This window comes from Kitasatospora sp. NPDC058243 (assembly GCF_042882025.1).
Classification (GTDB): Bacteria; Actinomycetota; Actinomycetes; order Streptomycetales; family Streptomycetaceae; genus Kitasatospora.
Genome location: NZ_JBHVWW010000032.1, coordinates 3,219 through 24,850, shown reverse-complemented (window position 1 = coordinate 24,850; position 21,632 = coordinate 3,219). Strand labels below are relative to the sequence as shown.

General features: G+C 74.9%; 18 protein-coding genes. 14 read left to right on the top strand and 4 right to left on the bottom strand.

What is annotated here, in order from left to right; genetic code table 11:
• Nucleotides 1-27: 27 nt before the first annotated feature.
• Nucleotides 28-1,017, top strand: a complete 990-nt coding sequence (locus ACFVX9_RS21510; protein WP_208869032.1) for an ABC transporter ATP-binding protein — start codon at nt 28-30, stop codon at nt 1,015-1,017.
• Between the two features lie 31 nt (nt 1,018-1,048).
• On the opposite strand, the gene ACFVX9_RS21505 is transcribed toward ACFVX9_RS21510, so the two are convergent.
• Entirely contained in the window at nt 1,049-1,228 is a 180-nt protein-coding gene (locus ACFVX9_RS21505; RefSeq protein ID WP_363373094.1) for a hypothetical protein, read from the bottom strand.
• Nucleotides 1,229-1,379: 151 nt separating this feature from the next.
• A complete protein-coding gene (locus ACFVX9_RS21500) occupies nt 1,380-2,921 on the bottom strand; it encodes an AMP-binding protein (protein ID WP_380371059.1) in 1,542 nt (513 codons plus the stop codon).
• A 175-nt stretch (nt 2,922-3,096) separates the two neighbouring features.
• On the opposite strand from ACFVX9_RS21500, the gene ACFVX9_RS21495 reads away from it, so the two are divergent.
• The gene (locus ACFVX9_RS21495; protein ID WP_380562755.1) at nt 3,097-3,789 is read left to right on the top strand and encodes an AAA family ATPase; all 693 of its coding nucleotides are present in this window, start codon (nt 3,097-3,099) and stop codon (nt 3,787-3,789) included.
• A gap of 94 nt (nt 3,790-3,883) precedes the next feature.
• On the opposite strand, the gene ACFVX9_RS21490 is transcribed toward ACFVX9_RS21495, so the two are convergent.
• Nucleotides 3,884-4,834, bottom strand: a complete 951-nt coding sequence (locus ACFVX9_RS21490; RefSeq protein ID WP_387983028.1) for an SDR family NAD(P)-dependent oxidoreductase — start codon at nt 4,832-4,834, stop codon at nt 3,884-3,886.
• Between the two features lie 229 nt (nt 4,835-5,063).
• Between ACFVX9_RS21490 and ACFVX9_RS21485 the strand changes: the two genes are divergently transcribed.
• The 4 genes from ACFVX9_RS21485 (at nt 5,064) to ACFVX9_RS21470 (ending at nt 9,283) form a co-directional block, all read left to right on the top strand.
• Nucleotides 5,064-5,816 (top strand): thioesterase II family protein, encoded by a 753-nt coding sequence (locus tag ACFVX9_RS21485; RefSeq protein ID WP_063346019.1) that lies wholly within the window; start codon nt 5,064-5,066, stop codon nt 5,814-5,816.
• 76 nt (nt 5,817-5,892) lie between these two features.
• Complete coding sequence (locus ACFVX9_RS21480; RefSeq protein WP_380494094.1) at nt 5,893-7,197, top strand: styrene monooxygenase/indole monooxygenase family protein; 1,305 nt, start codon at nt 5,893-5,895, stop codon at nt 7,195-7,197.
• An 81-nt stretch (nt 7,198-7,278) separates the two neighbouring features.
• The gene (locus ACFVX9_RS21475) at nt 7,279-7,734 is read left to right on the top strand and encodes an archease (RefSeq protein WP_380371048.1); all 456 of its coding nucleotides are present in this window, start codon (nt 7,279-7,281) and stop codon (nt 7,732-7,734) included.
• A 121-nt stretch (nt 7,735-7,855) separates the two neighbouring features.
• The gene (locus ACFVX9_RS21470) at nt 7,856-9,283 is read left to right on the top strand and encodes an RtcB family protein (protein WP_380483814.1); all 1,428 of its coding nucleotides are present in this window, start codon (nt 7,856-7,858) and stop codon (nt 9,281-9,283) included.
• 531 nt (nt 9,284-9,814) lie between these two features.
• On the opposite strand, the gene ACFVX9_RS21465 is transcribed toward ACFVX9_RS21470, so the two are convergent.
• Nucleotides 9,815-11,131 (bottom strand): hydrolytic protein, encoded by a 1,317-nt coding sequence (locus ACFVX9_RS21465; RefSeq protein WP_380483813.1) that lies wholly within the window; start codon nt 11,129-11,131, stop codon nt 9,815-9,817.
• Between the two features lie 239 nt (nt 11,132-11,370).
• Here ACFVX9_RS21465 and ACFVX9_RS21460 point away from each other — a divergent pair, with 239 nt between their 5' ends.
• The 8 genes from ACFVX9_RS21460 (at nt 11,371) to ACFVX9_RS21425 (ending at nt 21,242) form a co-directional block, all read left to right on the top strand.
• The gene (locus tag ACFVX9_RS21460; protein ID WP_380371178.1) at nt 11,371-12,096 is read left to right on the top strand and encodes a LuxR C-terminal-related transcriptional regulator; all 726 of its coding nucleotides are present in this window, start codon (nt 11,371-11,373) and stop codon (nt 12,094-12,096) included.
• Nucleotides 12,097-12,299: 203 nt separating this feature from the next.
• Nucleotides 12,300-15,503 (top strand): hypothetical protein, encoded by a 3,204-nt coding sequence (locus ACFVX9_RS21455; protein ID WP_380483834.1) that lies wholly within the window; start codon nt 12,300-12,302, stop codon nt 15,501-15,503.
• A complete protein-coding gene (locus ACFVX9_RS21450; RefSeq protein WP_380483811.1) occupies nt 15,500-16,252 on the top strand; it encodes a DUF4255 domain-containing protein in 753 nt (250 codons plus the stop codon). Before ACFVX9_RS21455 ends, ACFVX9_RS21450 begins: the two co-directional genes overlap by 4 nt.
• Nucleotides 16,249-18,384, top strand: coding sequence for an AAA family ATPase (locus ACFVX9_RS21445; RefSeq protein WP_380483809.1), 2,136 nt, complete (start codon nt 16,249-16,251; stop codon nt 18,382-18,384). Before ACFVX9_RS21450 ends, ACFVX9_RS21445 begins: the two co-directional genes overlap by 4 nt.
• 185 nt (nt 18,385-18,569) lie before the next feature.
• Entirely contained in the window at nt 18,570-20,117 is a 1,548-nt protein-coding gene (locus ACFVX9_RS21440) for a phage tail sheath family protein (protein ID WP_380483805.1), read from the top strand.
• A 38-nt stretch (nt 20,118-20,155) separates the two neighbouring features.
• Nucleotides 20,156-20,596 (top strand): phage tail protein, encoded by a 441-nt coding sequence (locus ACFVX9_RS21435; protein WP_063346012.1) that lies wholly within the window; start codon nt 20,156-20,158, stop codon nt 20,594-20,596.
• Nucleotides 20,593-21,087 (top strand): hypothetical protein, encoded by a 495-nt coding sequence (locus ACFVX9_RS21430; protein WP_063346011.1) that lies wholly within the window; start codon nt 20,593-20,595, stop codon nt 21,085-21,087. The genes ACFVX9_RS21435 and ACFVX9_RS21430 overlap by 4 nt, the downstream gene beginning before the upstream one ends.
• On the top strand, nt 21,084-21,242 hold the full coding sequence (locus ACFVX9_RS21425; RefSeq protein ID WP_347878560.1) for a DUF6760 family protein: 159 nt from the start codon (nt 21,084-21,086) through the stop codon (nt 21,240-21,242). The genes ACFVX9_RS21430 and ACFVX9_RS21425 overlap by 4 nt, the downstream gene beginning before the upstream one ends.
• Nucleotides 21,243-21,632: the final 390 nt, after the last annotated feature.

Sequence of the window (21,632 nt, the reverse complement as noted above, 5' to 3'; positions counted from 1 at the left end):
TAGGACAGTCGAGACAGGAGACGAGCGGTGAAGACCACTCCCCAGGAGCAGCCGGTCGCCGAGGCCCCCAGCTTGCAGGAGCTCCGGCAGCGGGCCCTCGCCGCCGCCTCGCCCAAGGCGTACGGCGAGGGCGCGGCCATCGTCTGCGACCGGCTGGTGCGGATCTTCAGCGCCGAGGGCGTCGAGGTCCAGGCGTTGCAGGGTTTGGAGCTGACCATCCAGCAGGGCGACCTGGTCGCCCTGGTCGGTGCCTCCGGCAGCGGCAAGTCCACCCTGCTGACCATCCTGGCCGGGCTCGACGTGCCGACCGCCGGAAGCGCCACCGTCGCCGGCTGCGACCTGCTGGAGATGTCCGCCCGGGAGCGGCTGCGCTACCGGCGGGAGGTGGTGGGCTTCATCTGGCAGCAGACCGCCCGCAACCTGCTGCCCTTCCTCACCGCCGCCGAGAACATCGCCCTGCCGATGCAGCTGCGCGGGCGCCGGGCCGGGGCCGGGCGGGCCAAGCAGCAGGCCGACCGGGTGGCCGAGCTGATGGAGGCGCTGGAGATCGGCGACCTCGCCCACCGCCGCCCCAACGAGCTCTCCGGCGGCCAGCAGCAGCGGGTCGCGATCGCGGTGGCGATGGCCAACAACCCGCCGGTGCTGCTCGCCGACGAGCCCACCGGCGAACTGGACTCCGAGACCGCGGGGGTGATCTTCGAGTCCTTCCGCACCGTCAACCGCGAACTCGGCGCCACCGTCGTCATCGTCACCCACGACCCGATGGTCGCGGGCGAGGTGCGCCGCACGGTCGCCATCCGGGACGGCCGGACCAGCAGCGAGGTGCTGCGCCGCACCGTCACGGACGAGCACGGCGAGGAGTCGGTCAACGAGCGCGAGTACGTGATGCTGGACCGCACCGGGCGGGTGCAGCTGCCGGTCAAGTTCCTGGAGGCGCTCGGGATGGAGCACCGGGTGGCGGTCGACCTCGCGGCCGACCACATCGAGGTCCGTCCGGACGACATCGCCGGGCACTGACGTGGGGGAGGGGCGGCGGCCGGCGGGTCCGTCAGCTGTCGCCGCCCATCCGCTGGAAGAGCCCGCTGCCTTCGGCGTCCGTGCGCAGGTCGGGTGCGTCCTCACCGGCGCGCTCGCCCCGGGCGGTGGCGGTGCAGAGGGCGAAGACGAGCACTGCACTGGCCGCGACGGCGAGGATTCCGAGTGCGGTCAGGACGCGTAGCCAGGTCAAGGAAGTGCCTCCTGGGGACGGTGCGGAGGAACGCCGCCGGGGTTGTATCGGCAGTTCGGTCCGCACGGTCGAGTGTCCACAGGCGGTTCTTCCCGTCGTCCGCCGCGCGAGAGGTCGCCCGCGCGGGCGCTCGAAGCATCGGTAGGGCGCGTCACACTCCCTCGCGCGCCCCTGTAGGGGTGACGGCCCGGCCCTCCGAGGGCGTGGCCAACGCCCGCAGCGCGTCGAGGTCCGGCTTCCCCGCCCCGGTCAGCGGGATCCCCGGCAGCACCAGGACGGAGTCCGGCGCGCACCGCGGCCCGACCCGCTCCCGGGCCCAGCGGCGCAGTTCCTCCGCCGTCGCCCGCGATCCCGGCCCGGTGACCACGGCCGCGTGCACCCGTTCCAGCCGGTCCGGACCGGCCGTCGCGAACATCACCGCCTCCCGCACCTCCGGGTGCGCGCGCAGCGGCTCCTCGACGTCCCGGGGGAAGACGTTGTGCCCGTCCACGATCGCCATCGGGCGGCGCCCGGCCACCGTCAGATAACCGGCCGCGTCCAGGCTGCCCAGATCGCCGGTGTGCAGCCAGCCCTCCCGCAGCACCCGGGCGGTCAGCTCGGGGTCGCGCCAGTAGCCGACCATCGCCGTCGGGGTGCGGACGCAGATCTCCCCGGTCCGGCCCGCCGGCAGCACCGTCCCGTCCTCGTCCACGATCCGCACCTCGGTGTCCGGGAACGGGCGCCCGGCCGTCGCCAGCAGCCGCGGGTCCAGGTGCTCGTCCGGGCCCAGCCTGGTCACCGGCCCGCACTCCGTCAGGCTGTACGTCTGGTGCAGCACCCGGCCCAGCCGCCGCGTCGCCTCCGCCAACCGGCGCGGCGACGGCGGACAGCCGGTGTACGTGACGCGGCGCAGGCTGCCGGTGTCGGCCGCGCGCAGCAGCGGATGGTCCAGCACGCGGTAGAGCAGGTGCGGCGGCAGGTACACCCGGGAGACGCGGAACCGCTCGATCGCCGCCAGCACCGCCTCGGCGGCGAAGGCCTCCTGCAACACCACCGTGCCGCCCGCCGCCAGCGCCAGATCCGCGGTCGTACCGCCGCCGTGGCACAGCTCCGTACAGAGCAGGAACGTCGAACCGGACAGCAGCGCCGGCCGCGGCGGCCGGGCGAACCGGCGCAGCACCCCCTTCGGCCGGCCCGTCGTCCCGCCGGTGAACCGCACCGCCATCACGTCCTGCGGGCGGAACCGCGGGGTCAGCGGCTCCGGCGAGCAGGACGCGGCCGACGCCGGCAGGTCCACCCCGAGCGCCGACGGCCCCAGCGCGAACAGGCCCGCCGAGGGCAGCGCCCGCGCGATCCCCTCGGCGGCGGCCCGGCAGCGGGCCGGATCGAAGACCAGCGCCGACGTCCCGGCGAACCCGGCCAGCGCCACCGACTCCCCGACCGGGCCGTCCGGATGCGGCATCGCGACCCGGCAGCCCAGCAGGTTCGCGGCCAACCGCACCAGCACCGCCTCCGGCCGGTTCCCGGCCAGCACCGTCACCCCGTCCCCGCGCCCGAGCCCGGCACCCGCCAGCGCCCGCGCCGTCCGGTACACCCCGTCCAGACACTCCCGGGCGGTCAGCGCCTCCTCCCCCCAGCGGATCGCCACCCGCCCCGGATCCCGCTCCAGCCCCGCCAACACCAGCCCGGTGTACGTCGGCCCCGACTCCGCCATGCTGCGGCCTCCTGTCTGATGGGACGTCAGCTTAGGGCGGGTGCGGTGGCGCAGCGGTGCGGGGGATCCCGGGGGCAGGGGCCGCTGCCGGGGCGTCCTGCCGTGACCGGACCGGAGTGCCGTACCCGCGGCCGGGAGTTGTTAGGGTTCCCCGTCGGACAGGGACGGGGGACACGTGGGCACCAGCACCAGCACCAGTACCAGCACCAGCACGGGCACGGGCACGGCCGAGGCGCCGGGCGGGCAGGGGGCCGAGGAGCGCCCGCACGGCGTCCTCGACCTGCGGGGCGTCGCGGGGGCGGCATTCACCGTGGGCTACCCGCCCGACGCCGTCGTGGTCGTGTCGGGCCTGCCGGGCGCGGGCAAGAGCACGCTGCTGCGGCGCTGGTCCGGGGCGGGGGCGGTGCCGACCGTCGACCCGCGCGCCGTGCACGAGGCCTGCGAGGCGGTCATGCCCGCGCGCCTGCCGTACGCGGTCTACCGGCCCTGGGCCCGGCTGGAGCACGTCCGGCTGCTGCGCTCCTCCGTGCGGCGCGGCGGGCCACTGCTGGTGCACGACTGCGGCAGCCGCGCCTGGATGCGCCGCTGGCTCGCCCGCGAGGCCGCCCGGCAGGGCCGGCAACTGCACCTGGTGCTGCTCGACGTCGGTGCCGCCACCGCGCTGGACGGCCAGCGCGCCCGGGGCCGCCACGCCTCCGCCCGGGTCTTCGCCCGCCACCGCCGGGGCCTGGACCAGCTGTTCGCCGCCTTCACCCGCCACACGCGCTCCGGCGCGCCGACCCCGGCCCCGGAAGCGGCGTCCGTCCTGCTCCTCGACACCGCCTCCCGCTCCCGCGCCACAGCCGTCCACTTCGGCCCGGCCCGATGAGGCCCCCGGCCCGGTGAGGCCCCCGGCGGAGGCGGTGACCGGGGGCAGTGCCTGAGCCACCGGGAACGGTGAAGTCCCCTGGCCGAAACGGTGGTCAGAGGAGGCCGAGGTGGGGGTCCACGGCGGCGAGTCGGCAGGTGGCGTCCCAGAGGTGGCCGGCGACGGTGCGGTCGGTCAGGTGGGGCTGGGCGGGTTCGAGGCGGGGTGCGCCGCGCAGGCCGAAGACCCGGGGCCCCCAGAGCTGGCCCCCCTGCGCCTGCGGGTCGAGGACGGCCCGGACGATCGGCCACGCGCCGTGGTCCTTGCCCTGGAGGAGGAGCCCGGCCGGCAGGCCGCGCAGTCCTTCGCCGACGGTCCGCGTGTGGACCGGCGGGCGGGGCGGGGTGAGCGAGTCGAGTGCGCCGCCGGGGTGCGCCAGCAGGCTGAGCACGGTGCTGCCGGCGGCGCGGAGGCGTCGGTCGAGTTCGAGGCCGAAGGTCATCTGCGCCAGTTTCGAGCGGCCGTAGGCGCGTTTGGGCCGGTAGTCCACGGCCGACTGGAGGTCGTCGAGGTCCAGCCGCTCCGAGCGGGCCGCGAAGCTGCCGACCGTCACGATGCGGCCCGCCGGTGCGGCCGCGAGCAGGGGGGCCAGCCAGCGGGTGAGCGCGACGTGCCCGAGGTGGTTGGTCGCGAACATCAGCTCGTGCCCGGCGCCGGTCTCCCGGCGTGGCGGATCGTCCAGCGCGACCCCGGCGTTGTGGACGACCGCGTCGAGGTGGTCGAGGGCGAGCCCGTCCACGGCGGCCCGCAGGGAGGGCAGGTCGGCGAGGTCCAGCGGGAGGTGGCGCACCACGGCGCCGGGGACTCGGGAGCGGATCGACGCCATGGCGGCCCCGGCCCGACCGGCGTCCCGGCTGCCGAGCACGACCGCGGCGCCCGCCCCGGCGAGCTGCTCGGCGACGAAGTAGCCGATACCGGCGTTGCCCCCGGTGACCAGGACGCTCCTCCCGGCGGCGGACGGCGGCCGGTGAACGTCCCACGGCCGGTTGCGGGTTGTGGACGACATGCTGATGGCCTCCTGGCGTATTCGGGGCTGCCGGGCCACCCGCGATTCGAGACCGTGGCCGCGCCGACAGCCCCACGATCACAGGCCTGACCGGCAGATCGCTGACAGATCGCCGTCACCGCCGTCGGGCCTCAAGATCGTCGAACCGCCGGGTTTCGGACCCGCGCCGGGCGGGGCCCTGCGAGACTGGGCGCAGCAGAGTTCGTCACGGAGAGAGGTCAGCATCCGCATGTCCAGCAGTGCCGCCGTCGACAACCCGTGGTTCCGCCGCTTCAGTCCGTCCGACTCCGCCCCCGCCCGGATCGTGATCTTCCCCCACGCGGGCGGCTCCGCCAGCTACTACATGGAGTACGCCAACGCGCTCGCGCCCTACGCCGACGTGCTCACCGTCCAGTACCCGGGTCGTCAGAACCGCTTCGCCGAACCGGCGATCGACTCGGTGCTGGAGCTCGCCGAGCAGCTCTACCGGGAGCTGCGCGACTGGACGGACCGGCCGCTGACCTTCTTCGGGCACAGCATGGGCGCGGCCGTCGCCTTCGAGACCGCCCGATGCTTCGCCCGCGACGGTCTCCCGGGGCCCGAGCGGCTGTTCGTCTCGGCGGGCCGCGCGCCCTCGCTGCCCCGGGAGACCGCCGTCTACCGGCTGCCGGACGACGGGCTGCTCGACACGATCGTGCGCCTCGGCGGGACGGACGAGCGGATCCTCACCATCCCGGCGCTGCGCGAGCTGATCCTGCCGGCGCTGCGGGCCGACTACACCGCCATCGAGACGTACCGCTGCGCGCCGGAGGCGACCGTGCCGCAGCCGATCACCGCGCTGGTGGGGGAGACCGACCAGAACGCCACCGTCGACCAGGCCGCCCAGTGGGACCGGCACACCACCGGCGGTTTCGACCTGCGGGTCTTCCCCGGCGGGCACTTCTACGTGGCGGACCAGACCGCGGCCGTGGTCGAGGTGCTCACCGCGCACCTGCGCGGCTGAGCCGGCCGCGCCGGGGCGTGGCCGGTGCCGGTGAGGCCCCGGTGACGTGCCCCGGCGGCTCGGCTACTGTGCCTGCGTGACGGGCCGTCAGCCGAGCCGCCGGCGGCACCGTCAGCCGAGACCACCCACCCTGGAGGCCGCCATGCGCCGGATCGCCGTCGTCGGAGCGGGCCAGGCCGGCCTGCAGCTCGCGCTGGGGCTGGTGGCGGCCGGCTACCGGGTGACGCTGGTCGCCGAGCGCACCCCCGAGCAGGTGTGCGGCGGGCGGGTGCTGTCCACCCAGGCGATGTTCGGACCGGCGCTGCGGACCGAGGCGGCGGCCGGGCTGGACCTGTGGGCGGGCGAGGCGCCGGCGGTCCGCGCCGTCCGGTCGGTGCTCGCCGTGCCGCCCGGGGTGCGGGCGCTGGAGTTCACCATGACGCTCGACGAGCCCGCCCAGTCGGTGGACCAGCGGCTGAAACTGGCGCGCTGGCTGGAACTGCTGGAGGAGCGCGGCGGCCGGGTCGAGTACCGCTCGCTGGACCGGGACGGCCTGCGCGAGCTCGCCCGCCGGCACGAGCTGACGGTGGTCGCGGCCGGGCGCGGCGAACTGGCCGGGATCTTCGAACGCGACGCCGCCCGCTCGCCGTTCGACCGGCCGAAGCGGGCGCTCTCCTGCCTGTACGTCCACGGGGTGGGCTCGCCGGATCCGGCCACCGAGCCGCGGGCGCGGATGCACGCGCTGCCCGGTCTGGGCGAGCTGTACCTGCAACCGGCCCTGACCCTCTCCGGCCCGTGCGCGATCCTGCTGTGGGAGGCGCTGCCCGGCGGGCCGCTGGACGCGTTCCGCGACGCCCCGGCGCCCGACGCCCAACTCGCCCGGATGCGCGCCCTGTTGCGCGAGTACCTGCCGTGGGAGGCGGAGCTGTGGGCGGACGCCGAGCCGACGGATGCCGGGGCCGGACTGTCCGGCGCCGTCACCCCGGTGGTGCGGCGGCCGGTGGCGGAGCTGGGCACCGGCGTCGACGCCGTCCACGTGCTCGGCCTCGGCGACGCGGTGGTGGTGAACGACCCGATCGCCGGCCAGGGCGCCAACAGCGCCGCGCGGGCGGCACAGGCGTACCTGCGGGCGATCGTCGAGCACGGCGAGGCCCCCTACACCGCGGACTGGATGTGCCGCACCGCAGAGCGCTTCTGGCGGCAACACGCCCGGCACGCGGTCGAGTTCACCGCCGCGATGCTCACCGTGCCGGACCACGTGCAGGGCGTGTTCGCGGCTGCCGCCGAGCACGAGACGGTCGCCCGCCGGCTCGCCAACACCTACGCGGAGCCGAGCGACCACGCCGCCTGGCTGGCCACCCCCGACCTGACCGCCGCCTACCTCGCCTCGGTCCGCGATTAGGGTCCGGCCCGGGTTGCCTCCGGGTGCCCCGCGGGACGAGGCTGGAGGGGGAAACGTCAACGGGGGCGGGAGGCGTCGTTCGTGGACGGTCGCGGACCCGCGGGGCGTGCCGGCAGCGGCCACCGGACCGTGCCGCACACGGCGGACCTGCGGGTGGAGGCCTGGGCGCCGACGGTCGAGGGCTGCATCGGCGAGCTGGTGCACGCCGTCGTGGGCGGTTTCGCGGACCTCTCCGGCGCGCGGATCGTCGGCGAGCGCGGCTGCACCGTCCTCGCGGCGAGCGACGCGGACCTGCTCGCGGGCGTCCTGGAGGAGGTCGTCTACCGGATGGACGCCGACGGCGAACTCCCCGCCGGGCTGGCGCTCGGCCCGATCCGCGGTCTGGACGGCGCCCGGACGGTCGAGGTCCGCTTCCGGATGGCGGACGCCGCCACCGCGGCCCTGGTCGGCGCCGTGCCGAAGGCCGTCTCGCTGCACGGCCTGGACCTGCGCGCCGGCCCGGACGGCTGGACCTGCCGGGTGACGGTGGACGTCTGAGCGGGCCGGGTACGTCTGGGCGGGCCGGGGGCGACACCGAGCGGGTCGGGCCCGGACCGGGCACGGAACGCGGAACGGGCACGGAGCGGGCACGGAGCGGGCACGGAACGGGGTGAGCGAAGTGGAGATCGCACTGGTCGAGGCGGGCCGCTGCCGCTGGCGGATCGAACCGCGCCCGCCGATGCGCGTGCCGGGCGTGGTCTTCGCCAGCCGCGCGCTGCTGCCGCAGGCCGCCGGGGACAAGGCGCTGGAGCAGGTGGCCAACGTGGCGGCCCTGCCCGGCATCGTCCGCGCCTCCTTCGCGATGCCCGACGTGCACTGGGGCTACGGCTTCCCGATCGGCGGGGTGGCCGCGACCGACGTCGACCAGGGCGGGGTGATCTCGCCCGGCGGAGTCGGCTTCGACATCTCCTGCGGGGTCCGGCTGCTGGGCGCGGGCGTCGACCGCGACGAACTCGACCCCGAGCGGATCACCCGCCTGATGGACCTGCTCGACCGCACCGTGCCGCGCGGCCTCGGCCGGGGCGGCCTGTGGCGGCTGTCCGGACCGGAGGAACTGGACGACCTGCTGCTCGGCGGCGCCCGCTACGCCGTCGAGCACGGCCACGGGGTGCCGCGCGACCTGGAGCGCTGCGAGGACGGCGGCGTCCTGGGCGGCGCGGCCCCGGGCGAGGTCAGCACCCGGGCCGTCGAGCGCGGCCTGCAGCAGGTCGGCAGCCTCGGCTCGGCCAACCACTTCCTGGAGGTCCAGGCCGTCGACCGGGTGGACGACCCGGAGACGGCGGCGGCGTTCGGACTTCGGCCCGGCCAGGTGTGCGTCATGATCCACTGCGGCTCGCGCGGCCTCGGCCACCAGATCTGCACCGACCACGTCCACGCCATGGACCGCGACCTGCAGCGCCAGCGGATCGAGCTCCCCGACCGCCAGCTCGCCTGCACCCCGGTCGACTCGCCGCGCGGCCGCGCCTACCTGGGCGCCATGGTCGCCGCGGCGAACTACGGGCGGGCCAACCGGCAGCTGCTCTCCGAGGCGGCCCGCCGCGCCTTCGCCACCGCCCTCGGGGTCGGCCTGGAGCTGGTGTACGACGTGTCGCACAACCTCGCCAAGCTGGAGACCCACGACGTGGACGGCGTGCCGCGGCGGCTGTGCGTCCACCGCAAGGGCGCCACCAGGGCGCTGCCGCCCGGCGACCCCGGCCTGCCCGCCGACCTCCTGCAGGCCGGACAGCCGGTGCTGGTGCCGGGGACGATGGGCACCGCCTCGTACGTCATGGTCGGGCTGCCCGGCAACGAGGCCTTCGGCTCCGCCTGCCACGGGGCCGGGCGGGTGTGGAGCCGCCACCAGGCGCTGCGGACGGTGCGCGGCGAGCAGTTGCGCGGCGAACTGGAGGCGCGCGGCATCGCGGTGCGGCCGGCCTCCTGGCGGGCGCTGGCGGAGGAGACTCCCCAGGCGTACAAGGACGTCGACGCGGTGGCCGCGGCCACCGAGGCCGCCGGGCTGGCCCGGCCGGTCGCCCGCCTGGTGCCGCTGGGCGTGGTCAAGGGCTGACCCGGGCCCACCGGACCCGGGCCCACCGGACCCGGGCCCACCGGACCCGGGCCCACCGGACCCGGGCCCACCGGACGTGGGCGATGCCGGCGGACGGGGCCGGGACCGGAACCGGGACGGCGACCGGCCGGTGATCGAACTGCGGTCGCTCACCGAGCGCTACAGCCAGTCGGTGCCCCCGGCTGGGCCGACGGCCGTCGACCGGCACCCGGACGGGCTGTTCGCCCGTTTCTGACCGACCGACCGGTTGGCGATCCGGCTTTCGGGCAGCATGATTGACGAGGTGTCAGGCATGGGCGAAAGGGCAGGATCCACTGTACGAACGGGCCGCTCCGCTTGCCCGTTCGGGCGGATGCCCGGTCCTGGCGGGCCCTAAGGCGTCCGCCGGGCTTCCGGGCGGGTGTCACTCACGTCACTCTCTGTCCCATCAAGGCCGGGTTGGTGTTAGAAACGACTACTGAACCCGCCGGTAATGTCGCACTCCATTGACAGGTGCATGGTGTGAAAGAGAAGTGAGGGAGAGGTGCGGTTTCAGCGCTTGATATCGCTCAACTGCCCACTGACGTTCAGCAGTTCGTGGCACTGGGTGGCCTGCTTCCCCGAGGCGGGTGTACCCGGCTGCTGGCAGACCACGCTCGCCGTCACCGTCTGGTCCTCGGGGACCTCGATGGGAGTCACCCAGTGATAGTCCTGGTTACGGAAGGTCTCCAAGGCGATGGTCGTGATCGTCTGCTCGCCGAACTTGATGGTCAACAGCCCCTGGTCGCCCTGGAAGTTGGCGGCGACGATGTCGGTGATGCGGAAGACCTTGCCGTGGTCCACCCGGTAGGCGCCCACCGCGGAGCCGCCGGTGTTGGTGGCCACGTCGACCGTCGTGGAGAACTGCTGCTCCGTCCCCGGGACCGAGCGGCCGGAGCCGCCGCCCGAACCACCGCCGGAGCCGCCGCCCGCAGCGCCGCCCTGCTGCCCCTGACCGCTCGGCGTCGCCCCGGGGACCGGGGCCGGCGGGGCCGCGACGGGGGCCGGGGTGAACGAGGCGGCCTTCTGCTCGACGGCCTTGTCGGCGGCCTGCTTCGCGGAACTGCGCACCGCCGGCCGGACCAGCGTGAGCCAGGCCAGCACCAGCGCGATCAGCGCCGCGATGAGCGCGAGCAGCCACTTGGGCAGCAGCGCGTGCTGGACGAACTCGCCCTCCAGCACGTGCTGCCGCTCGGCCGGCTGCGGGCCGTCCGGCTTGGCGGCCTCGCCCTCCTGGCCGACGGTGACCTCGAAGGGCCAGGTGGCCGGCTTGCCGAACCAGATCAACTTGCGCGCGCGCACCCGCAGCCGGGTCTCGGCGGACTCGCCCGGTGCGAGTCGCAGCCGCTCCGGGGCGAACCCGAAGCGCACGTCCTCGCCGGGCTGCGCCGGGGCGAACGTCACGACGGCCGCCGTGTTCCCGAGGTTGCGCACCGACGTCCGGTAGCGGGCGCGGAGCCAGCCCCGGCGGCGCCGGGGAGCGAGCGCGGCGCGCAGCTCCCGGAACGGCGTCACGGTGACGGTCGTCTCCGGCACGGTCACCAGTTCGGGGCGCTCGGCGGGCAACACCCGGATGCCGAGCGGGAACTCACCCGCCCGCACCTCGTGCGAGCGGGCCGGGGCGAGCCGAATCGTCACCGTCTCGGACGTCCCCGGGAAGAGCGAGAGACGGGCCGGCTCGACCGTCGTCCACGAAGCGCAGGCCCCGACCACCTCCAGCGAGTACGCCTCAACGATATCGGTGTCGTTGCGTACCGTCAGGGTCGTCGTGGCCACGTCTCCGGGCGACACCGTCAGCGCGGGAAGGCCGAGTTCGGCGGATGCGGTCATGCCGTGACGGTAGGACCGGAGGACACCCCCAGGAGAGAGCCCCGCGGGCAAGCCGCGGGCACACCCCTTGCCCGCGGGAACAACCGGGCCCTGCCCGGGGCCGATGCCCCGCCCCCAGCCAACGCTCCCCACCCCGCCCCCCCGGCAACACCCGCGGCCGGCCCCATGACATGGCGCCCGGCCGTCCTCACCATGCGTCCGGTGACGCAGACGAAGCAGAACGGAACAGTTGGATGACGATGATCGAAACCACCACCCATGAGGCCGTCGGGGCGACCAGGTCCGTCCAGGCCCGACCGCGTGGATCGGCCGAACCCGCCACGGTGCGCGTGAACGTGAAGCCGGGCCGGGTCCAGGTGGCGGTGTACGCGGAGGACATCATCCTGCACACGGGCGTCGTCCAGCAGCTGAGGCAGCGGCCGGAGGTGGAACTGCTCGCCGAAGGCGACGTCGCGCGCGCCCAGGTCTCCCTGATGGTGGTCGACGGGCTGAACGACGCCGTGACCGACCGGCTGCGCCGGCTCCGCCTCAACACGCAGAGCCGGACCGGGCTGGTCGTGGGCCACTTCGAGGCCGGCGGCCTGCAGACCATCATCGAATGCGGCGTCGGCGCCGTGCTGCGCCGCTCGGACGCCGACCAGGACCGGCTCGTCCACCTCATCACCGCCCTGGCCAACGGCGAGGGCGTCATGCCCGGGGACCTCCTCGGCAAGCTGCTCGACCGGGTCGGCAGCCTCCAGCGCACCATGCTCGACCCGCGCGGCCTGACCCTGTCGACCCTGACCGCGCGCGAGGCGGAGATGCTCCGGCTGGTCGCCGACGGCCTCGACACCAGTGAGATAGCGGCCGAGACCTCGTACTCCGAACGCACGGTCAAGAACGTGCTGCACGAGATCACCACCCGGCTGGGACTGCGCAACCGCGCCCACGCCGTCGGGTACGCGATGCGCCACGGCCTCATCTGAGGACGCCGCCGGAGCGTCGGCGCCGGATTGCCCTCAGGGGCACCGGTCGCTACCCCCGGCTCGGGTGCCAGGGGCCTGTCGCCCGCGCGCCCGGGCCGGGGAGACTGCCGGACGTACCGCCTTCTCGGTCTGTGAGGTTGAGCGTGATCGGCGCCACCGGCACTCCCCGCCCCCTGCGGCGCTCGGCGCGAGCCGCCGTCGCGATGTTGCTGTCCCTGGCCGTGGCCGTGGTGACGCTGGGCACCGCGAACTCCGACGGCGACGGGAGAGGCGCCGCCCCGGTGGCCGCCGGGGCCGCGGAGGAGAGCGGACGGATCGTCTACGCCGGCACCGGCCACCGCAGCCTGGCGCGGCTGACCGGGCCGACGTCGAGCGCGTCGCTGTTCGGGCCCGGCCCCGTCCACTTCGACACCGAACCCTCCGCGCGCGGAGACCAGTTGGTGTTCACCAGCCTGCGGGACGGCCCGCTGCCCCAGGTCTACCTGCGCGAGGCGTCGGGCGCGGTGCGCCGGCTCACCACCGGCATGGACACCGCGGAGCCGACGCTCGCCCCGGACGGCAGGACCGTCGTGTTCGACGCGGTGGAGCCCGGCGGACGCAACGGGCAGACCCAGCGGGACCTCTGGGTGGTCAACACCGACGGCACCGGCCTGCGCAGGCTGACCGACACCGCGGACTCCGAGGCGCACCCGACGGTCTCGCCCGACGGCAAGTGGGTCGCGTACACCTGCGACGTGGACCCGGCGCACACCCAGGTCTACGTCATGCCGCTGGCCGGCGGCGCGGCGCGGCGGATCACCGCGGTGACCGCCGGCAACGCCGTCGAACCGGCGTGGAACCCGGTGGACGCGCCCGACCTCCGCGACCAGATCGTCTACACCTGGGACCAGGCCGGCCAGACCGGGCCGCAGCTGCGGGTGATCTCGCCCGAGGGCACCAACGACCGGGCGTTCTTCCCCGGCATCGGCGGCGACTGGCGGACCAGGTCCGCCGGTTGGCTGCCCGACGGCAGCGGCGTGCTCTTCCTCAGCCCCAACCGGCTCAACGCCGACCCGACGCCGTACGAGAACGTGTACCGCGCCCTGACCTGCTTCTGCGGCGGAGCCGAACTGGTGGCGAGCGAGGACCGCGCCGTCCGCACACCGGTCTGGCTCGGCCCCCAGAAGGGCGGCGGGCCCGTCGTGGACCGCAACAGCGCCGATACCCCCGACGTGGCCGACCTGTCGGACATCCGCCCCGACGGAGCGGACCCGCGCGACCTGGGCGTCAGCGTGCTCCGGGAGGACCCGGCCGCCGACACCAACACCGACCCCGCGGCCGACCCCCTGTTCAACCCCCGCCCCGGCTACGACCCGTGGTTCGAACGGCAGACCTACACACCGGACGGCCGGCGGATCGTGCTGACCCGCTTCGAGGACTCGCCCGCCGGCCGGATCGAACGGATCTGGCAGACCGGCGCCGACGGCTCCGACCCGAAGCCGATGAACCTCGCCGGGCGCGGGCCGAAGGACTGGGACACCGACCCGGAGCTCTCGCCCGACGGCCGCCTGATGGCCTTCACCAGGACCTCGCCCGGCGGCGTCGGGACGGCCGCCGGCCCCGGACGGGTGCTGATCGCGGACGTGTCGACCGGAGCGATCGTCGGCACCGTCGAACCGACCGACAACCAGCCGGCCGCCTCCCTGGCCCAACCCTCCTGGTCCCCGGACGGCAAACTGATCATCTACACCAGGACCGAGGTCATCAACGGCAACGGCGGCAACAAGCACGTGTGGACCGTGCCCGCCAACGCCCTCGACCGGCCCACCGACCTCAGCCGCAGGGCCTGCCCGGGCGCCTGCGACGTCATCGACGACAGCCCCGCGTTCTCGCCCGACGGCCGGCGCGTCGCCTTCAACCGCAAGACCGGCGACGGCGGGCTCAACCAGCAGAACGGAGTCCTCGTCAGCTCGGCGACCGGCGACGGCTGCACGGTGATCCTGCCCGCCGGACTGAGCCAGGACCGGAACGCCTGCCGCCGCCCGCTGCCGGACACCTCCGCCACCGGCCCGTTCCAGCCCCGCGACGTCGCCTGGACGGCGGACGGCGGGCAACTGGTGCTGACCTCCCGCCGGGCCCTGCCGGCGAACTCGCCGGAGGCGCTGCAGAGCTACGACTTCGCGACCGGTCGGCTCACCTCCGTCAACTCCAGGCTGCCGGGGCGGCAGAAGGAGCCGAGCGTCCAGCAGTCCGTCGACCTGTCGCTGAGCGCGCCGGCCGCCACCATCCCGATGCAGATCGGGGACTCCACCACGGTGGCCATCACCGTCACCAACCACGGCCCGGCGCCCTCGCCCGGCACCGCGCTCACCGCGTCGGTGCCGACGGGCGCCCGGCTCACCGGGCTCAAGGCCACGGCCGGCACCTGCGCCGCCGACGCCCTCCGGTGCGAACTCGGCACCCTGGCCCCGGGCGCGGTCGTCCAGGTGACCGCCACCGTCGTCGGGACGGTGGCCGGCGACCAGCGGTTCGGCTGGTGGGTCACCGGGGCGGTGGTCGACCCGAAGCCCGAGGACAACATCGCGCAGACGGTGGTACCCGTCCAGGCCGCGTCGCCGTCCCCGAGCCCGTCTCCGACCCCGACCGCCTCGCCCTCGCCGACCCCGACCCAGACCTCGACCCCGACTCCGACCCTGACACCGCCCGTCTCCTCACCGCCGGCCCCGCCACCGCCGCCCGCCCCTGCCCCCGCCCCCGCACCGCAGCCGGCGCCGCCCGCGCCGAAGGCCGGACCGGCCGTGACGGTCGGCGCCCAGCCGAACCCCGGATACGTCGGAGGCAAGGTCACCGTCACCTACACCGTGCGCAACGACGGCCAGGCCCTCGCCACCGGACTGCGCGTCTCGCTCGGCCTGCCCGCCGGCGTCCCCACCGGGCCGATGCCCCCCGGCTGCACCGGCGGCGTCTGCGACGTGGCCGACCTGCCCCCGGGCGGCAGCGCCGTCGTCCAGGTGGTGCTCGCCCCCGAGGCGACCCTGGACACCACCATCACCTCCGTCCTGACCACCACCGGCACGGACGCCACCCCGGGCGACCACGTCGCGCGGACCCCGCTGCGCATCCTGCAGCCCCGCATCGTCGCGGTGCCGCCGATCGGCAAGCCCGGCTTCGTGACCTCCGTCCGCGGCGTGGACTTCCCGCCCGGCAGCCCGGTGACCCTCACCTGGACGCCCGGCATCACCGCCGCCGCGGCGCCCACCGTCCCCAAGGCCGACGGCACCTTCGCGGGCCAGCTGCTCATCCTCGCCAAGGACGAGACCGGCCCCCGGACCATCACCGCGAGCGGCCCCGGCTTCTCCCCGGTGACCACCCCCTTCCTCGTGGTGGTCGGCAGCGTCGGCCCGCCGGGGGAGGTGCAGCGGCGGTGATCCACGAAGTCGACGAGGCGCTGCGCCTCCTGCTCGTCGAGAGCGGCCTCCAGGAACGCGGGATCGAGCTGGTCTTCGACTCGCCGACCCGGGACTGGGCCGCCCGGCGCAACGCCCCCACCGTCAGCGTCTTCCTCTACGGCATCCGCGAGGACGTGTCCCGCCGCCAGGCCGGCGCCGCCGAGCAGCACGATGCCGACGGCGTGGTCGTGGCCTGGCGCAGCGCGCCGCGCTGGTTCGAACTGGCCTACCTGGTGACGGCGTGGACCAACCGGGCCCAGGACGAGCACCGGCTGCTGTCGGAGGTGCTCCGCTGCCTGACGGCCACCGACGCGCTGCCCGCCCGCCTGCTCACCGGCACGCTCGCCGAACTCGGGCTCACCGTCGGGCTGGAGACCGCCGGGCGCGGCGAGGGCATGCCGTCGGTGTCCGACGTGTGGTCGGCCCTCGGCGGCGAGCTGAAACCCTCGATCGACCTCAGGGTGCTCGCCCCGCTGTCCGGCCAGCGTGCCCCGGCGGGGCCCCCGGTCACCGACGGGCTCGTGCTGCGCGCCGTCGACAAGAGCGGCAAGGACGGCGAGGGCGGCGAGAGCGACGAGGACGCCCCGGAGGCCACAGCCGACCCGGCCGACCCGGGCCGCCGGCTGCGCTACGAGGGCGGCACGGACCCCGGCGCGGACGGCTTCGCCGCGCCCCGGGAACGCCGGCTGCCGCCGGGCCGCAGACGGCGCGGCGGTGCGCCGCGATGACCCTCGACCTGGAACCGGCGGCCACCAGCGGGCCCGCCGCCGACCTGGACGACCTGTGGGAGCGGCTGAGCCGCCTCGAACAGCGGATCCGGGCCGCCGTCCGCGAGCGCAGGGCCGACGACCCGGACCCGGACGACCCGTACCGGGGCCAGTACCTCACCCCGGAGGCGGCGGAACGGATCCTCGCGGCGCCCGCCGCGACGGGCCGGGCCGGCACCGACCTCGGGGAACCGCCCCCGCCACCGCCCGGATCGAGGACCGAACGGCTCGTCGACGGCTTCGGACTGCTCCCGCTGGACCTCGAACTCCTGCTGGTGGCACTCGCCCCCGACCTCGACACCCGCTTCGAACGGCTCTACGGGTACCTCAACGACGACCTGACCCTGCGCCGGCCGACCATCGGGCTCGCGCTCGAACTGTGCGGGCGGTCCGGGGCGGGCGCCGGCCGGTTCCGCTTCACCGCCCAGGCCCCGCTGATCGCCGGCGGCCTGCTGGAGATCACCGAACCGGAGCGCCCGCTGCTCTCCCGGGGCCTGCGCCTGCCCGACCGGGTGACGGCCCATCTGCTCGGCTCGGACGAACCCGACGGCGCGCTGCGCGGGCTGGTCCACGTCGGCCGGTCCGGCGCCGGTACCCCGCCGCAGGCCGCGCGCCGGCTGCGCGCCACCGTGGCCAACGGCGGCGGACTGGTGCACCTGCTGGACCGGGGCGGCAACGCCGGGCGGCTCGCGGTCGACGCCCTCGCGGGCCTCGGCCGCCGGGCCCTGGTCGTCGACGTCACCGCGCTCGCCGCCCGCCCCCCTGAGGCCGTGGTCCGGGCGCTCGCCCGGGAGGCGCGGCTGAGCGGCAGCGGTGTGGTGCTGGGCCCGCTGGAGCGGCTCGAACCCGAACGCCCGGAGCGGGCCGGGCTGTTGCGCGAGCTGTGCGCGGAACTCGCCGAGGTGCCACTGCTCGTGCACGGGTCGCGCCCGTGGGACCCGACGTGGGCGCAGGAGAGCCCGGTGGTGCTCGTGGCCCCGCCGCTGGACCCGGCGCAGCGCGCCGAACGCTGGGCGCACGCGCTGGGCGGGGCTTCGGGTGTGCCTGCGGGTGAGCCTTCGGGTGAACCGGAAGGGCTGTACGAGGGTGTGCTCGGCCCCGAGCTGGCCGAGGCCGTCGCCCCGTACCAGCTGGACGAGGACCAGGTGGCCAGGGCCGCCGGGGTCGCCACCAGGACGGCCGCCGCCGAACACCGCCCGGTGACCGCCGACGACCTGCGGGCCGCCGTACGGGCGCAGAACGGGGCGGGGCTCGCCCGCCTCGCCCGCCGGATCGAGCCCGCCGTCGGGTGGGACGACCTGGTGCTGCCCGAGCCCACCGCGCGCCAGCTGCACGAACTCGCGCTGCGCGCCAGGCACCGCGACCAGGTGCTCGGCCAGTGGCGGATGCGGCCGGGCGGAGGGCGCGGACGCGGGGTGATCGCACTGTTCGCGGGGGAGTCCGGCACCGGCAAGACCATGTCGGCCGAGGTGGTCGCCGCCGAACTCGGCATGGAGCTGTACGTCGTGGACCTGTCCACCGTCGTGGACAAGTACATCGGCGAGACGGAGAAGAACCTGGAGCGGATCTTCACCGAGGCCTCGCACGTGAACGCCGTCCTGTTGTTCGACGAGGCCGACGCGATCTTCGGCAAGCGGTCGCAGGTCAAGGACGCCCACGACCGCCACGCCAACGTGGAGTCGGCGTACCTGTTGCAGCGGATGGAGTCCTTCGACGGGATCGCCGTGCTGACGACCAACCTGCGCGCCAACCTCGACGAGGCGTTCACCCGGCGGCTGGACGTCATCGCGGAGTTCCCGGTGCCGGACGAGGAACAGCGGCACGCCCTGTGGGAGCGCTGCCTGGGCCCGCGGATCCCCCGCGGCGACGACCTCGACCTGGCGTTCTGCGCACGGCACTTCGAGCTCGCCGGCGGCTCCATCCGGGCCTGCGCGGTGACCGCGGCCTACCTGGCCGCCGAGACGGGCCGCCCGCTGGGCATGGCGGAGCTGGTGTTCGCGGTCGAGCGGGAGTACCGCAAGCTCGGCCGGCTGGTCCTGGAGAGCGAGTTCGGGCCGTGGTCGCGTGCCTCCGGGGGCACCGGGCGGGCCTGAGCGCGCGGCCGGGCGGGCACCGGGCGGCGGTCGGCCGGCGACCGACTGACGACCGGTGAGGCCCTGCCGGGGTGCCCGCCGGGGCAGCGGCTCTGCCCCTGGTCCGGGACCTGGGGACATGTCGCGGGTGGCGGTCCGGCAGCAGACTCGGTGGCGATTGATCGGCCACCCCCGAAGGAGCGAGCATGCCGTCGTACCTCACCCCGGGCGTGTACGTGGAGGAGGTCCAGTCCGGTGCCCGGCCGATCGAGGGTGTCGGCACTGCCGTCGCCGCCCTCGTCGGCTTCGCCCAGACCGGCCCCTTCCACGAGCCCACCCTGGTGACCAACTGGGACCAGTACGTCCAGCAGTTCGGCGGCTTCTCCGAAGGCACCTACCTGCCCCACGCCGTCTACGGCTTCTTCGCCAACGGCGGCGGCGCCGTCTACGTCGTGCGGATCGGCGAGCCCGCCGGCGAGACGGCCGGCGGCTGGCCGCCGGTCGCCCGATCGGCGCCCGCGCCCACCGCCCACGCCGGCTTCCTGTTCACGGCCCTGCCCGGTGCGGGCGCCGACCTGACCGTCGAGATCGCCGACGTCGAGGGCGAGAACGTCCCCGACGACCGGTTCCGGCTGGTGGTCCGCAAGGGCACCGAGGTCGCCGAGACGTACGACGTCTCGACCCGCAAGAACACCAAGGGCTACGTCGTCACCCAGCTGCGCGAGTCCAAGCTCGTCGCGGTCAGCGAGCAGCCGGGCACCGCGCCGAGCCGCCCGGAGCGCCAGACGCTCGCCCTCGCGGCCGCCCCCGCGCCCGGGCCGGTCGCCCCCGCCGCCACGACCCGGCTCAGCCCCGCCGAGTACATCGGCGACGCCTCGGCCCGCACCGGGTTCTCCGGCCTGGAGGCGATCGACGAGATCACCATGGTCGCGGTGCCCGACCTGATGAGCGCCTACCAGCGCGGCGACATCGACGCCGAGGGCGTGCGGACCGTCCAGCTCGCGGTGATGTCGCACTGCGAGCAGATGGGCGACCGGATCGCCGTCCTGGACTCCCCGCCCGGGCTGAGCGCCCAGCAGGTGCGCAACTGGCGCAACAACGAGGCGGGCTTCGACTCCCGCTACGCGGCCCTGTACTACCCGTGGATCAAGGTGTTCGACCCGGCGACCGGCCGCAACACGATGGTCCCCCCGAGCGGGCACGCCGCCGGCGTGTGGGCGCGCAGCGACGCCGAGCGCGGCGTGCACAAGGCGCCGGCCAACGAGGTCATCCGCGGCGCGGTGGACCTGGAGATCCGCCTCAGCAAGGGCGAGCAGGACCTGCTGAACCCGATCGGCGTCAACTGCGTGCGGGCCTTCCCCGGGCGCGGCATCCGGATCTGGGGCGCCCGGACCCTCTCCTCGGACCCGGCGTGGCGCTACCTCAACGTGCGGCGGCTCTTCAACTACCTGGAGGAGTCCATCCTCCTGGGGACCCAGTGGGTGGTGTTCGAGCCCAACGACGACCGGCTGTGGTCGAGCATCCGCCGCAACATCACGGCGTTCCTGACCGAGGAGTGGCGGCGCGGCGCCCTGTTCGGTGCGACGGCCGCGGAGGCCTTCTACGTCAAGTGCGACCGTGAGAACAACCCGCAGGAGTCCATCGACCTCGGGCAGGTGGTGTGCGAGATCGGGGTCGCTCCGGTGAAGCCCGCCGAGTTCGTGGTGTTCCGGCTGTCCCAGTTCTCGGACAGCACGAGCCTCGTCAACGAGTGACCAGCAGGCCAGCACAGACCGGAAGGTGACAGGAAGTCATGGCTGAAGGCGATCCGCTCTCCACACACATATTCGGCGTCCAACTCGGCGGCTACAACGTCGAGTCGGTCAAGGAGATCAGCAACCTGACCGTCGACCAGGACGTCGTCGAGTACAAGCAGGTGACCCAGCAGGGCAAGCTGATCGTCCGCAAACAGCCCGGCGCGCGGCTCCCGGGCGAGGTGACGATCACCCGCGGGCTCGACAAGAGCGGGGCGTTCACCAAGTGGATCAACGAGACCCTCAACAACGGCGCGATCAACACCGCGCGCCAGAACCTCACCATCGAGGTCAAGGACACCACCGGCGCCACGCTCCGGCGGATCCAGCTGATGAACGCCTGGGCCAGCCGGTGGGAGGGCCCCACCCTCACCGCCGGTGAGTCCAGCGCCGCGACCGAGACGGTGACCATCGTGTTCGAGGAGATCACCGTCGAATGAGACGACGGATCAGCCTCGACGAACTCCTGGAGCAGGCTCCGGCAGCCGCCCCCGCTCCCGCCGCGGCCCCGGCCCCGCAGGCCGCCGCGCCGCAGCGGGGGCGGGGCCCCCAGGGGCACGGACTGCACACGGAGTTCGAGTTCGAGCTCCCGCGCGGATACCTGGACGACGAGGGCACCCTGCACCGGCACGGCGCCATGCGCCTGGCCACCGCGCGGGACGAACTCATGCCCCAGATCGACCTGCGGGTCAAGGAGAACCCGGCGTACCTGAGCGTCGTGCTGCTCAGCCACGTGATCACCCGGCTCGGCACCGTCACCGACGTGCACGCCGGCGTTGTCGAGCAGATGTACGCCACCGACGTCGCGTTCCTCCAGGACTTCTACCAGCGGATCAACAGCGAGGGCCACACCCGCGCCGCGGTGACCTGCCCGCACTGCGACGGCGCCTTCGAAGTCGACCTCGCTGGTGGGCGCCTGGGGGAATGGTGACGTACGCGACCACCCGGCTGTACGAGGAGGTCGCGTACATCGCCTACCACTTCCACTGGCAGCGGGAGGACATCCTCGACCTGTCCCACCAGGAACGCCGCGCGTGGGTGCGGGAGATCGCGCGGATCAACACCCGCGTCAACGAAGGCGGGTGAGCGCGGGATGGGGATTCGGGACCGGCTCGGGCGCCGGAAGGCCGGCGGTCCGGGCGAGGCGGGCGTTTCGGGTGCCCCGGGTACCTCGGGTGCTGCGGGCGGCGCGGGTGACGCGGCTCCCGCGCCCCGGGCCGACGCGCCCGCCCCGGACGGTGGTTGGCGCGCGGTCGCGCCCCTGACCCCGACCCTCGCGGGGGCGGCGGGCGGGGTCAGCGACGGCCTGCGGTTCCGGTCCCGGCTCGCCTCCTGGCAGAACCCCTCGCTGACCGGCGCACTCGGACACGCGGTCCTGCCGTCCGCCCCCGCGGGCACCCCCCGGGCGGTGGGACAGCCCCCCCACCCAACAGGACCCCCCAGGGAGGAAAGGAACACGCTGCCCTACACCACACC

Coding starts and splice junctions, on each gene's coding strand:
- ACFVX9_RS21500 (WP_380371059.1), bottom strand. CDS start 2,921: ATGGCGGAGTCGGGGCCGACGTACACCGGGCTGGTGTTGGCGGGGCTG.
- ACFVX9_RS21490 (WP_387983028.1), bottom strand. CDS start 4,834: ATGTCGTCCACAACCCGCAACCGGCCGTGGGACGTTCACCGGCCGCCG.
- ACFVX9_RS21485 (WP_063346019.1), top strand. CDS start 5,064: ATGTCCAGCAGTGCCGCCGTCGACAACCCGTGGTTCCGCCGCTTCAGT.
- ACFVX9_RS21465 (WP_380483813.1), bottom strand. CDS start 11,131: ATGACCGCATCCGCCGAACTCGGCCTTCCCGCGCTGACGGTGTCGCCC.
- ACFVX9_RS21460 (WP_380371178.1), top strand. CDS start 11,371: ATGATCGAAACCACCACCCATGAGGCCGTCGGGGCGACCAGGTCCGTC.
- ACFVX9_RS21455 (WP_380483834.1), top strand. CDS start 12,300: ATGTTGCTGTCCCTGGCCGTGGCCGTGGTGACGCTGGGCACCGCGAAC.
- ACFVX9_RS21445 (WP_380483809.1), top strand. CDS start 16,249: ATGACCCTCGACCTGGAACCGGCGGCCACCAGCGGGCCCGCCGCCGAC.
- ACFVX9_RS21440 (WP_380483805.1), top strand. CDS start 18,570: ATGCCGTCGTACCTCACCCCGGGCGTGTACGTGGAGGAGGTCCAGTCC.
- ACFVX9_RS21435 (WP_063346012.1), top strand. CDS start 20,156: ATGGCTGAAGGCGATCCGCTCTCCACACACATATTCGGCGTCCAACTC.
- ACFVX9_RS21430 (WP_063346011.1), top strand. CDS start 20,593: ATGAGACGACGGATCAGCCTCGACGAACTCCTGGAGCAGGCTCCGGCA.